At 64.9% G+C, this 13,330-nt stretch carries 8 protein-coding genes and 1 pseudogene; 6 read left to right on the plus strand and 3 right to left on the minus strand.

The genetic code is table 11. The features are described 5' to 3' along the window. Positions 1–166: 166 nt before the first annotated feature. Complete coding sequence (locus ABIB90_RS38245) at positions 167–595, minus strand: GlcG/HbpS family heme-binding protein (protein WP_007601896.1); 429 nt, start codon at positions 593–595, stop codon at positions 167–169. Continuing rightward, positions 588–3,599 (minus strand): FAD-binding and (Fe-S)-binding domain-containing protein, encoded by a 3,012-nt coding sequence (locus ABIB90_RS38250; RefSeq protein WP_354202601.1) that lies wholly within the window; start codon positions 3,597–3,599, stop codon positions 588–590. Before ABIB90_RS38250 ends, ABIB90_RS38245 begins: the two co-directional genes overlap by 8 nt. Positions 3,600–3,829: 230 nt before the next feature. Between ABIB90_RS38250 and ABIB90_RS38255 the strand changes: the two genes are divergently transcribed. From ABIB90_RS38255 to ABIB90_RS38265, 3 genes and pseudogenes are all read left to right on the plus strand, one after another. Continuing rightward, positions 3,830–5,029 (plus strand): pyridoxal-phosphate-dependent aminotransferase family protein, encoded by a 1,200-nt coding sequence (locus ABIB90_RS38255; RefSeq protein ID WP_354100985.1) that lies wholly within the window; start codon positions 3,830–3,832, stop codon positions 5,027–5,029. Between the two features lie 44 nt (positions 5,030–5,073). Next, positions 5,074–5,871 (plus strand): enoyl-CoA hydratase/isomerase family protein, encoded by a 798-nt coding sequence (locus tag ABIB90_RS38260; protein WP_354202602.1) that lies wholly within the window; start codon positions 5,074–5,076, stop codon positions 5,869–5,871. A gap of 90 nt (positions 5,872–5,961) precedes the next feature. Then, positions 5,962–6,090 (plus strand): annotated as a pseudogene (locus tag ABIB90_RS38265) (GspMb/PilO family protein); the annotation flags it as partial. 32 nt (positions 6,091–6,122) lie between these two features. Here the strand turns inward: ABIB90_RS38265 and ABIB90_RS38270 are convergent. Next, the gene (locus ABIB90_RS38270) at positions 6,123–9,578 is read right to left on the minus strand and encodes an autotransporter outer membrane beta-barrel domain-containing protein (protein WP_354202603.1); all 3,456 of its coding nucleotides are present in this window, start codon (positions 9,576–9,578) and stop codon (positions 6,123–6,125) included. 521 nt (positions 9,579–10,099) lie between these two features. Here ABIB90_RS38270 and ABIB90_RS38280 point away from each other — a divergent pair. The 3 genes from ABIB90_RS38280 (at position 10,100) to ABIB90_RS38290 (ending at position 13,327) form a co-directional block, all read left to right on the plus strand. Then, a complete protein-coding gene (locus tag ABIB90_RS38280) occupies positions 10,100–11,074 on the plus strand; it encodes a Bug family tripartite tricarboxylate transporter substrate binding protein (RefSeq protein WP_354202604.1) in 975 nt (324 codons plus the stop codon). Positions 11,075–11,252: 178 nt separating this feature from the next. Then, complete coding sequence (locus ABIB90_RS38285) at positions 11,253–11,795, plus strand: tripartite tricarboxylate transporter TctB family protein (RefSeq protein ID WP_007601906.1); 543 nt, start codon at positions 11,253–11,255, stop codon at positions 11,793–11,795. An 11-nt stretch (positions 11,796–11,806) separates the two neighbouring features. Beyond that, complete coding sequence (locus ABIB90_RS38290) at positions 11,807–13,327, plus strand: tripartite tricarboxylate transporter permease (protein ID WP_354202606.1); 1,521 nt, start codon at positions 11,807–11,809, stop codon at positions 13,325–13,327. Positions 13,328–13,330 lie beyond the last annotated feature (3 nt).

Raw genomic sequence — 13,330 nt, forward strand, 5'->3', positions numbered from 1 at the left:
CGCTTTCCACGGCATCTACACCTCCCGCAGAACAAAAGCGGAAAGTGTAACCCATGTGTCCGGTACGAACTGTCACCTATGTCTCGGGTCGCTCAACAGGCGATCCTACGCGACGCACTCCATAACGTCTTGTGAAGCGCAGGAGCTCTGCGTGCGTGGACGATCACTATCCCGCGTTGGCCTTCAACCCCGCAGCCTGGATGCCCGCCACGGCACACGCCTCGTCATTGTCCGAGGTGTCGCCGGAGACGCCGACGGCGCCGAGCAGCGTCGTGCCGTCCATGATCAGCACGCCGCCGGGGACCGGCACCAGCGCGCCCTTGGCCATGGTGTTCATGGCGTCGATGAAATAGGCCTGCTCCTGCGCGCGCTGGAAGAGAGCGCGCGAGCCCATGCCCAATGCGAGCGCGCCATAGGCCTTGCCGTGCGCGATCTCGGCGCGCATCAGGCTGGTGCCGTCCTGCGCCGCGGCGATCTTGAGCACCCCGCGTGCGTCGAGGATGGTGACGACGAGCGGCTTCAGCTTCAACTCGGTGGATTTCGCGAAGGCGGCGTCGAGGATCTTGCGGGCGGTGTCGAGGGTGAGGTCAGCCACGATTGGTTTCCTTTGCAATGGGAGGGGTTGTGGATTGGGTCTTCGCACGATCGAGGCTCATCGCGAGCACGCGCGCGACGTGAAGCGCCTCGCGCTGGGCGCCGTCGTGGATCTGGTGCCGGCAGGAGGTGCCGTCGGCAACGATCAGCGTCGCCTGATCCGCGCGCCGCACGGCGGGCAATAGCGACAGCTCGGCCATCTCCATCGAGGCATCGTAGGTGTCCGCGCCATAACCGAAGGCGCCGGCCATGCCGCAGCAGCTTGACTCGATGGTCTCGACCTCAAGGCGAGGGATGAGGCGCAGCACCTGCTCGACCGGCTTGAAGGCGCCGAAGGACTTTTGATGGCAATGGCCGTGCACCAGGGCTTTGTCGGCAAGGGGGCCGAGCGGCAGTTTCAGCCGGCCGGCCTCGGCCTCGCGCACCAGGAATTCCTCGAAGGTCAGCGCGTGGGCGCCAACCGCCTTGGCGTCATCGTCCTTGCGCAGCGAGGCGAGCTCGTCGCGCAAGGTCAAAAGGCAGCTTGGCTCAAGCCCGACGATCGGGACGCCGCGCCCGGCAAAGGGCGCGAATGCGGCGACGAGACGATCGAGTTCGGCTCTGGCTTCGTCGACGAGGCCAGCTGACAGGAACGTGCGGCCGCAGCACAGCGGACGGCTGCCGCTCGCGGGCTTCGGCAGATGCACGCGATAGCCGCCGGCTGCGAGCACGCGCAACGCGGCGTCGAGATTTTCGCGCTCATAGATGCGGTTGAAGGTATCGGCGAACAGCACGACCTCGCGGCCAGTCTCCGGCCCGACCGCTTCGGCAGGCGGCGCGAACACGTCGCTGCGGAAGGCGGGCAGCGCCCGCCGCGCGCTGATGCCGGCAAAGCGCTCGAACAGCTTTCGCAGCAGCGGGCTGCGGTTGCGCAAATTTGCCAGCGCCGCGAAGCGTGAGGCGAGGCCCGCATAGCGCGGGAGATAGGCGACGAGCCGGTCGCGCAAGGTCAGACCGTGCGAGGCCGCGCGTGCGGCCAGCACCTCGATCTTCATCTTGGCCATGTCGACGCCGGTCGGACATTCGTGGCGGCAGGCCTTGCAGGACACGCACAGCTTCAACGTCTCCATCATCTCGTCGGAGGAGAGTGCGCCCGCGCCAAGCTGGCCGGAGATTGCGAGGCGCAGCGTGTTGGCGCGGCCTCGCGTCACGTCCTTCTCGTTGCGCGTCGTCCGGTAGGACGGACACATCACGCCGCCCTCGAGCTTGCGGCAGGCGCCGTTGTTGTTGCACATCTCGACCGCGCCTTGGAAACCGCCGCCGGCCCCGGGATAAGCGGACCAGTCGAGTTTTGTCTTGAGCTCAGCGACGCGATAGTCCGGTTTGAAGCGAAACAGCGAGCGGTCGTCCATCCTGGGAGCGTCGACGATCTTGCCGGGATTGAGCACGCCATCGGGATCGAAGCGTTGCTTCACCTCGCGGAAGTCGGCGACGAGGCGCTCGCCGAACATGGTTGCGTGGAATTCGGAGCGCACCAGGCCATCTCCGTGCTCGCCGGAATGCGAGCCCTTGTACTCGCGCACCAGTTCGAAGGCTTCCTCGGCGATGGCCCGCATCGCCTTGACGTCCTTCTCCAGCTTCAAATTCAGCACGGGCCGCACATGCAGGCAGCCTTCGGAGGCGTGAGCATACATGGTGCCGCTGGTGCCGTGCTTGGCAAACACCTCGCCCAGCCGCGCGGTGTAGTCGGCGAGATGCGGCAGCGGCACGGCGCAGTCCTCGACGAAGGAGACGGGCTTTCCTTCCTGCTTCATCGACATCATGACGTTGAGGCCGGCGGCGCGGAAATCGGCGATCCCGCTCTGGAGTGCGGGCTCTGTGATTTCCACCACGCCGCCCCATTTGCGCTTGTCGTTATTCCAGTTGAAGCCGAGATCGCCCATCAGCTCGCCGAGCTGCTTCAGGCGCACGAAATTGTCCGCCTGGTCCTCCTCGGCGAACTCGACCACCAGCACCGCATCCGGATCACCCTTGATCGCGGCGGAGATGATGGGCCGGAACATCGCGATGTCACGGCCGAGCGCGAGCATGGTGCGGTCAACCAGCTCGACCGCGATCGGCTTCAGCTTGACCAGATGCTGAGCCGCATCCATCGCCTCGTAGAAGCTGCCGAAATGGCAGACGCCGAGGGCCTTGTTGCGGATCACGGGCCAGAGCTTCAGCTCGACCTTGGTGGTGAACGCCAGCGTGCCTTCGGAACCCACCAGCAGATGCGCCATGTTGTTGCGGGCGTTGCGCGGCACCAGCGCATCGAGATTGTAGCCGCCGACACGGCGCTGCACTTTTGGAAAGCGCGCGGCGATCTCCCCGGCCTCGCGGGCGCCGAGATCGAGCATGTCGCGGAATAGGGCACGGGCGCTGCCGTTCGCATCGAGATCGGAGAGATCGCGCGACACCTCGCCGTATTGGCTCAGCGTGCCGTCGGCAAGCGCGGCTTCCATCGACAGCGTGTTGTCGCGCATGGTGCCGTAGCGCAGGCTGCGCCCGCCGCAGGAATTGTTGCCCGCCATGCCGCCGATGGTGGCGCGCGAGGCCGTGGAGACGTCGACCGGAAACCAGAGGCCATGCTTTTTCAGCTGGCGGTTGAGGTCGTCGAGCACGATGCCGGGCTCGACAACGCAGGTGCGCCCTTCGACGTCGAGCGACAGGATCCGGTTCAGGTGCTTCGAGAGATCGACCACGAGACCGTCATTGACGGTCTGGCCGCATTGCGAGGTGCCGCCGCCGCGCGGGGTCACCTTCAATCCCTCGTCGCGCGCGATCGCCAGCGCCCGCAAGGCCTCGTCCATGGTGCGCGGCACCACTACGCCAGTGGGCACGATCTGGTAGAAGGAAGCGTCCGTGGCGTAGCGGCCCCGGCTGAAAGCGTCGAACAGGACGTCGCCGGTCACTTCCCGGGCCAGACGGGCCGCGATGCCGTCCTTTTTGGCCGATTCCTGTGATTTCCCGGGCACTTCCGCCGCCATGGTCCGCTCTTGCCTGTTCGCCGCCCCCGTCTTGCCTTCGGTCACGGCCCTTGGCAAGGCGAGCCCTGCTTCTTGTGCATTGACGGACCCCGCCGGGCGAGGGACAAGCCCGGCGAATAGTGATATTCGAGCGGCTTGCGCACCCCTTGAGGCCAAAGGGCTCGAAGTCAAGTTGAGCTCAAAGCCAAGACAGACGCAAAAGACAGACTCAAAGACCGGGAAGGACGCCGATGACCGTGCACACTGGAAGGCATTTTCTCCAGATTCCAGGACCGACCAACGTGCCCGACCGGGTGCTGCGGGCCATGGACATGCCGACGCTGGATCACCGCGGTCCGGAGTTCGCAGAGCTCGGTTTCGCCGTCCTCGCCGGCATGCAGCGGGTGTTCCGCACCAAGCAGCCCGTGATCATCTTCCCCTCGTCCGGCACCGGCGCCTGGGAAGCTGCGATGGTCAACGTGCTCGCCCCCGGCGACAAGGTGTTGATGTGCGAGACCGGCCAGTTCGCTGTGCTGTGGCGCGGCATCGCCGACAAGTTCAAGCTCGACGTCGACTTCATCCCGAGCGACTGGCGCCATGGTGCCGATCTCGCCGAGATCGAGAAGCGCCTTGCCGCCGACAAGCAGCACACGATCAAGGCGGTCTGCGTCGTCCACAATGAGACCTCGACCGGCTGCGTGACGCCGCCGCTGGAGGTGCGCAAGCTGCTCGACCGGGTCAAGCATCCGGCGCTGTTGATGGTCGACACCATCTCCGGCCTCGGCTCGATGGAGTACGAGCACGATGCCTGGGGCATCGACGTCTCGGTCGCTGGCTCACAGAAGGGCCTGATGCTGCCGCCGGGCCTCGGCTTCAACGCCGTCTCGGAGAAGGCGCTCGCGGTGGCCAAGGCCAACCCCGGCATGCGCTCCTATTGGGATTGGCAGGAGGTCATCGGCTTCAACAAGCTCGGCACCTTCCCCTATACGCCGGCCACCAATTTGCTCTACGGCCTACGCGAGGCGATCAAGATGCTGGAAGAGGAGGGGCTCGAGAACGTCTGGACCCGCCACAAGCGCCACAGCGCGGCGACGCGCGCCGCGATCAAGGTCTGGGGCCTGGAGACGCAGTGCGCCGATCCTGCCGCGCATTCGCCGGCGCTGACCGGCGTGCGCGTGCCTGATGGCCATGACGCCGATGCCTTCCGCAAGGTGGTGCTGGAAAACTTCGACATGTCGCTCGGCACTGGCCTGAACAAGGTCAAGGGCAAGGTGTTCCGCATCGGCCATATCGGCCATTTCAACGACCTGATGCTGATGGGGACGCTCGCCGGCGTCGAGATGGGCCTCGATCTTGCAAAGATCCCGCACCGGAGCGGCGGCGTGTTGGCGGCCATGGACGTCCTGAAGGGACGCGACGCGGTGCCGATGACCAAAGCTCAGGTGGCCTGAAGGCCCAGGTTGCCTGAGCCAACTTCGAGAAAAGAGAGCGCGCGATGAACGCACCGACGACCGCCAACGAAGACCTGCTCTACTCCGTCACGGACGGCATCGCGCGGATCACCTTCAACCGCCCGCAGGCGCGCAACGCACTGACCTTCGCCATGTACGAGCGCATGGCGGAGATCTGCCAGGAGATCAACACCGACCGCTCGATCAAGGCGCTGATCCTGACCGGCACTGGCGACAAGGCGTTTGCCTCCGGCACCGACATTTCTCAATTCCGTGCGTTCAAAACCGCGCAGGACGCACTCGACTATGAAGCGAGGATCGACCGCGTGCTCGGCACGCTGGAGCAGTGCCGCGTGCCCGTGATCGCGGCGATCGCGGGGGCATGCACCGGTGGCGGCGCCGGAATTGCGGCCTGCTGCGACCTCCGCATCGGGACTGAAGCGACGCGCATCGGCTTTCCGATCGCGCGCACGCTCGGCAACTGCCTGTCGATGTCGAACATCAGCCGCGTCGTCTCGCTGGTCGGCCCCGCCCGCACCAAGGATCTGATCTTCAAGGCGCGCCTCGTCGAGGCGCCGGAAGCTCTGGCGCTCGGCTTCCTCAACGAGATCGTCCCTGATGTCGAGACGCTGCAGCGCCGCGCCGACGAAACCGCCAGGCTCGTGGCGAGCCACGCCCCGCTGACGCTTGAAGCGACCAAGGAGGCAGTGCGCCGCATCCGCCGCACGCTCTCGCGCGAAGCAGGCGAGGATCTGATCCTTAAGGCCTATATGAGCGAAGATTTCCGCGAGGGAATGGACGCCTTCCTCAACAAGCGCACGCCGAACTGGAAGGGCAAGTAGCGCGCGTCCTCTGCCGATTGCGCCGTGCAACTATTCAATTCAAGTGGTTCCGCCTGTCGGAATCACAATTGCCCGCTTCTCCCTTTATGCGAAGCCGGCATGCCGTTCTTGTTCGTCGACCAGCTGGACGTCCAGGTGCCGCAGACCACGTCGCTGAGTGATGTGGCAACCGGCCGCGTCAGGGTGATCTTGGGCGTCTCCGGCCAATGGCAGGCGGGAAGTAGGGGGCCTCGTCAACTCACGACGTCGGCTCACCAAGCGTATTTGAACACGCCCTTGCCGGCATAGCTGGTGACGTTGCCGGAGAACTCGCCGTCGAAGGTGCCGGCGATCGAGAAGCCGCTCAGCCATTTCATCTCGGCGCTGGCGCTGACCAGCGCGGAGTCGGAGTCGACCCGGGCGCCGTTCACGACGAAGCTGGTGCCCGGCAGGGTCTGGAATAGCGCGGTGACGGCGCGGCCCGGATTGTAATCGTGCGCCCAGGCGGCGCGACCGCGCAGCGTTAGCACGCCGTTCTGCATCGCGTACGATTTGTCGGTGCGCAGGCCGAGCTCGGAGCGGGTGTCGGTCAGCGATTGCGAGGCATAGTTCAACGCGAACAGCCCGCCGCCATTGAGGCTGACTTCGGAGTAGTTGGGCAGGTTGACGTTCGTCACCTGTGCCGCCGCATAGGGGGTGAGGCCGATCATCGGCGTCGCGAAGCGGTAGCCGCCTTCGAAGCGGGCCGAGAAGGTGTCGGCCTTGAAGCGGCCCTGCAGCTGGTCGAAGCCGCCGGGCGCCACGGCGCGGTTGGTGGTGACGTCGTGCCAGCCATAGGCGAGCGCGGCGGAGATATAGGCCGGTCCGAAATTGTGCCGGCCGTAGACGCCGGCCTGGAACAGGTCTGCTGAGCCCGAACCCATCGCATTGGCGAGCGAGTAGCTCAGTCCACCGCCGCCGAGCGCGAAGCCCACCAGCGTGTCCACCGAAACCCTGTAGTCGGCACCGGCCGCGCCGCCCCAGGCCCGTGCGGTCAGGTCTTGCGAGCCGACCGGCGCATTGCCGCCGACTTGTGCCGAGCCGCCATAGCCGGCAGTCCAGAGGCTCCAGCGGCTGGCCGGCTGCGAGACGAGCAGCGGTGCCTTGGTCGCCATCGCATAAGCCTCGCGCTCGCGCGCGTTGGCCGGGCGCATGGACGCATAGGCGGCCGCGTCGTCGCTCGCGGCGAATTGCGCCACGCTGCCCGCCTTGGCGAAACCGCCCGAGCGGCCGATGACGGTCGGGTCGAGCATCAGATTGAGAAATTGCCCGTCGGCATTGATCGCGGACTGGATAATGCCGGTGCCGAGTTCGCCCGAGGCCGTGGTCAGTCCGGCCGGCGTCAGCGCAGCGAAGGCTGCCGGAATGCCGCCGGTCGAGTTGAAGAAGCTGGTCAGCGTGTTCGCAACGTTTTGCTGGTTGACGGTGAGGCCGCCCCCGCTCGGCGCGAAGTTGACGCCGATGTTGAGGAACACATTGTTGGTGCCGTAGCTCAGCGACGCGTTGATCGTCGGTATGTTGGAGAGGACGGCTGGGTTGAAGGCGGTGCCGCCAAAACCGCCGGTCGCGGACAGGATCGTGTACTGCTTCTTGATCGTGCCCGAGGCGAACATCGCGCTCACCGTCGCGTTGCCGAGCGTGGCCGCGCCGTTGACATTGGCGAGGCTGGCATTGCCGGAGGAGATCTGCACGAGATAGGTCGAGGCCGCCGTGAAGCTGAGGGGGCCGTTGATCGTTAGCGGTGCGAACGAGTTCGTGCTGCTGCCGGGCGCGAGCGTGCCGCCATTGATCGCGACGTTGCCGACGACGCCCTGGCCAGGCAGCGTACCGCCGCCGGCGAGTGTGCCGCCGGCATTGACGGTGATCGGGCTCAGGATCGAGCCGTCCACGACGAGTTTGCCGCCGTTGATCGTGGTGGCGCCGGTATAGGTGTTGGCGCCGGACAGTGCCTGCGTGCCACCGGTCAGCGTGAGGCCGCCACCCGCGCCGCCGTCGTCGATGACGCCCGCAAAATTGCCAATGCCGTTGGTGATCGTCAGTGTGTTGGCCCCGATGTTGACGTTACCGGAGCCCGCCAGCGACTTGATCGAGGTTCCCGTGCTCAGGGCCGAGATGTCGAAGATGCCGTTGGCGATGACATTGCTCGAGGTCGCGATGCTGCCATCGCTGCCGCCGAAATTGATGAGATCGAGCTCGCCGCCGCTCGCGATGGTCGTGGTGCCGGTATAGGTGTTGGTGCCGTAGAGCTGCTGGGTGGCGCCGTTGGCGATCACGACGTTGCCACCGGTGCCGCCCGCAATGCCGCCATCCTGAATGACGCCGCCGAAGAAGCTGCCACTGGTGATTGTCAGTGTCTTCGATCCAAGTGCGACGATGCCGCCAGCGGTCAAGGAGAACAGAGCGTTCACCGACGTGCCGGAGGTTGTTTGCGAGATGTCGAACGTGCCGCCTGCGCCTGGCGTGAACGTGACGCTCGCCGAGTTCGCGATCGATCCGCCGCCTTTCAGCGCCAACGTCGCGCCGGCATCGATCTGTGTGGCATTGGCGTAAGTGTTCACACCGGAGAGGGTCTGCGCTCCGCCAGCGACGTCAAATCCACCGGTGGTGCCCTGGATCACGCCCGCGAACTCGGTCGAGCCGTTGGTGATGAACAGCCCGTTGCCGCCCATGTTGACGACGCCGCTCGAGCTGCCGGCGAGTGTCGTGATCGCGGCGGATGACGGGGTCACTGCCGAGATATCGAACGTCGCGTTCACCGTGACGATGCTGGAGCTCGCGATGCTGCCGAAGCCGGAGATCGCAAGCGTCCCCGCCGAGATCGTCGTCGCGCCGGTGTAGCTGTTGAGGCCGGTCAGCGTCATCGTGCCGGTGCCGACCTTGGTCAGTCCGCCGCCGATGCCGGAGATCGCGCCGTCGACCTGGGTCGAGGTGTTGAGGCTGCCTGTGGTGAGGGTCTTGGCGCCAAGCACGTAATTGCCGGCGCCTTCGATCGAGCCCGCGGTCATCCCGCCGCTGGTCAGGCCGGAAATATCGACCGTGCCACCGGCATTGTTAACGAAACGCGCGCTGCCGCCCGTGCTGGAGCCGTCGAAGTTCACCGTTCCGTCGTTGGTGATGGTCGAAGTGGCGGCGGTCGTGGTGTTGTGGAAGTTCAGCGTCGCCGAAGTGAGGTTGTTGATCGTGGCGCTGCCGGCCGAAGCGCTGGTGAAGAAATCGATCTGGCCGCCGGCGTCGTTCGTGATGATGACGGCTCCAGCCCCGACGCCGCCGCGCGCGGTACTGCTGTTCTGGAACACCAGACTGTTGCCGGAGGTGACTTCGAAATTCTGCGTCGTCCCGGAATTGTTGACAATGCCTGCCGCGTTGACGGTGAACGGCTTGCCAATCGTGATGGAGTAGGCCTGGGCGATGCTCGTGAACTGGACCGTGCCAATGACAACGACACCGTTATTGTTGTCGACCGCTGTGCTTCCGGTGTTGGTGAACGTTGCGGTCCCGTCCGGCACGACCGGGTTGGATGACCAGTTCGTGCCATTCGTCCAGTCGCTGCTGCCGCCGGCCCAGGTGCCGTCGACGGCTCGCGCGGCGACCACGCCGAGCGCAGTGGTCGCCAGCAGGGTCGCCAAGGAGTGGCGCACGACGGATCGCAGCCCGTATCCGATCCGCCCACCTGCCATCGGTTCGGCCATCTAATCTTCTCAAATCAGCAATGAAATTATCGCGAGCATGCAACCCGGGCACGTACTGATGCCCCTATACCCTGCGACATGATCTCATGGCGCCGCAACAGCCTGCAATGAACGGCTATCCATTCGCGCCGGGTTCTGGCCTGTTCCGCTTTGCATTTTCAGCCATCGTGGCCATTAGGCAACATATCCATGTCGCTCGCCATGCGCTCACGCGGGGGAAGCTGCCGGTGAAGCGGTGCGCCATATCCGCCGCCCGCGGTCGCGCGCGAGGATGGCGAGGACCTGATCCTCGAGGCCCCTATAAGCGAAGATTTCCGCGTGGGAATGGACGCCTTCCTCAACTAGCGCACGCTGAACTGGAAGGGCAAGTAGCGAATCTCCGGCTTGGCTTCATCAGTCGAAAGTCAGTGACAGCGGATGCCTGTGTGCTTGAACTCGCCCGCATTAGTCCGCACAATGCATCGATAAATTCCTGGCAAACAAAGCCAACAATCCAGGGGACGAAACTCGTGCGAATCCTAATGAAAGCTGTTGGCGTCGCAGCAGTGCTATCGTTGAGCGCGCCGGCCTTGGCTGGGTGGGAGCCGACCAAACCGGTCGAGATCGTGGTGGCGGCAGGCGCGGGCGGCGCCTCCGACCAGATGGCGCGGATGATGCAGGCCGCCATCCAGAAGAACAGTCTGATGAAGCAGCCGATCGTGGTCTCGCTCAAGGGCGGAGCTTCCGGCGCCGAAGCGCTGATGTACATGAAATCCAGTGAGGGCGACCCCAACAAGGTGCTGATCGCCTATTCGCTGATCTACATGCTGCCGCTGTCGGCAAAGATCCCGTTCAACTGGCGTGAGCTGACCCCGGTTTCGGTGATCGCGCTTGACCAGTTCGTGCTGTGGGACAACAGCGCGGGTCCCAAGACGGTGAAGGAGTTCGTCGCCGCGGCGAAGGCGGCGAGCGCGCCGTTCAAGATGGGCGGCACCGGCTCGAAGCGCGAGGATCACGTGCTGACCGTGTTCCTCGAGCAGAAGACCGGCGCGAGATTCTCCTATTTGCCCTACAAGTCCGGCGGCGAGGCCGCGACCCAACTCGTCGGCAACCACACCGAATCCAACGTCAACAATCCATCCGAAAATCTCGAAGTCTGGCGCGCGGGCCAGGTGCGTCCGCTCTGCGTGTTCGACAAGGAGCGAATCTCCTACACCAGCAAAGTGACGGAGACGCAGTCCTGGGCCGACATCCCGACCTGCAAGGAGGAGGGCGTCGATGTGCAGTATCTGATGCTGCGTGCGATGTTCCTGCCCGGCAAGGTCACCGCTGAGCAGCAGGCGTTCTATGTCGAGCTGTTCCACAAGGTGACACAGACCGCGGAATACAAGGACTACATGGAAAAACAGGCGCTGAAGCCGATCTTCCTCACCGGCAAGGACATGGTGCAATTCCTCGAGGAGGACGATGCAGTCAACAAGTCGCTGATGACGGAAGCCGGGTTCGTCGCGAAGTAGCTTTGGCTTCTCCCTCTCCCCGCTTGCGGGAGCGCGACGAGCTTCGCTCGCGCTGGGAGGGTTGGGTGAGGGCTCTCTCCGCGAGCCAACTCTCGCCGTCCCCGTTGAGACTCCCCCTCACCCCAACCCTCTCTCCGCAAGCGGGGAGAGCGGGAACGCAGTTTGCACCTGATGGCTCATGCCCCAAACCGATCTTGAAATTGTCGTCGACGATCCGACCGCGCCCGAAGACGACTCGCCTTCCGTCGTCTCCTCCGGCACGATCGAGATATTCGTCTGTCTCCTGTTGCTCGCGCTGGCCGCCACGCTCGGCTACGACAATTGGCGCACCGGCGCCTCCTGGGATTCGACCGGGCCGGAGCCCGGCTATTTCCCGTTCTACCTCTCCGTCATTCTCGGTGGTGCCAGCCTCTACGGCCTGATCGTGGCGCTGGTCGCGCACCGCGCGGCACCCGAAACCTTCGTCACGCGCGCGCAAGCCCGCCGCGTGATGGCGGTGTTCCTGCCGACGCTGCTGTTCTGCCTGACGACGCAGTTTCTCGGCCTCTATGTCGCGAGCTTCCTGCTGATCGCCAGCTTCATGCGTCTCGTCGGCAAGATCGCGCTGTGGAAGTCGCTGCTCACCGCTGTCGTATTCACGGCGATCATGTTCGTCACCTTCGACATCGCCTTCGACGTTATCATGCCGAAAGGGCCGCTCGAAGCGGCCTTCGGCTACTAGGCGGGCCCGCGATGGAAGCTTTCGGTCTCTTGCTTCATGGCTTCGCCGTCCTGCTGACGTGGAAGACGCTCGTGCTGATGATGGTCGGGCTGGTGCTCGGCATCTTCGTCGGCGTGCTGCCGGGCCTTGGCGGCCCCAACGGCGTTGCGATCCTGCTGCCGCTCACCTTCACGATGGATCCGACCTCGGCGATCGTGATGCTGTCCTGCATCTACTGGGGCGCGCTGTTCGGCGGCGCGATCACCTCGATCCTGTTCAACATCCCGGGCGAGGCCTGGTCGGTCGCGACCACTTTCGACGGCTATCCGATGGCGCAGCAGGGCAGGGCGGCGGAGGCGCTGACGGCGGCGTTCACGTCCTCCTTCATCGGCTCGCTGGTCGCGGTGCTCATGATCACCTTCCTCGCCCCGATGATCTCGTCCTTTGCGCTGAAGTTCGGCCCGCCCGAGTTCTTCGCGGTATATTTGCTGACCTTCTGCTCCTTCGTCGGTCTCGGGCGCGAGGCCAAGCACAAGACTGTCATCTCGATGTCGCTGGGGCTGTTGCTCGCCGGCATCGGCATGGACACGGTGTCGGGCAATCTGCGCATGACCTTCGGCTCGTCCGAACTTTTACGCGGCATCAACTTCCTCGTCGCCGTCATCGGCCTGTTCGGCATCAGCGAGATCCTGCTGACGATGGAGGAGCGCCTCGCGCTGCGCGGACACGCGGCGAGCATTTCGCTGCGCGTCGTGCTGAGCGTTTGGAAGGACCTGCCGAAATACTGGGTGACGCTGCTGCGCTCCTCCTTCATCGGCTGCTGGCTTGGCATTACCCCGGGCGGCGCGATCGCAGCCTCTTTCATGGGCTACAATCTGGCCAAGCGTTTCTCCAAGGATCCCGAGAGCTTCGGCAAGGGCCGCATCGAGGGCGTGTTCGCGCCGGAGACGGCGGCGCATGCCTCCGGCACCGCGGCGCTGCTGCCGATGCTGGCGCTCGGCATTCCCGGCTCCGGAACCGCCGCGATCCTGCTCGGCGGGTTGATGGTGTGGGGGCTCAATCCGGGACCGTTGCTGTTCGTCGAGCACAAAGACTTCGTCTGGGGCCTGATCGCCTCGATGTATCTCGGCAATGTCGTCGGCCTCGTGCTGGTGCTGACGACGGTGCCGATCTTCGCCTCGATCCTGCGCGTGCCGTTCGCCGCGGTGGCGCCGATGATCGTGGTGTCATGCGCGATCGGCGCCTATGCGATCCAGAACGCGATGTTCGACATCTGGCTGATGCTCGGCTTCGGCGTCGTTGGCTACGTCTTCAAGAAGATCGGCATTCCGCTCGCGCCGTTCACGCTGGCGCTCGTGCTCGGCAACCGCGCCGAGGACGCCTTCCGTCTGTCGATGATCGGCGCCGGCGGCGATCTCAAGGTGTTCTGGTCGAACGGACTGGTCGGCTCGATCACGACGTTGGCGATCGTGCTCCTGTTTTGGCCTGTGATCGACGGTTTGCTCGCCCGTGTCGGATTGACGCGGACGCCACGCCCGCGTCGCTCCAATTGAGTA

Source organism: Bradyrhizobium sp. JR4.1, from assembly GCF_040548605.1.
Taxonomy (GTDB): domain Bacteria; phylum Pseudomonadota; class Alphaproteobacteria; order Rhizobiales; family Xanthobacteraceae; genus Bradyrhizobium; species Bradyrhizobium canariense.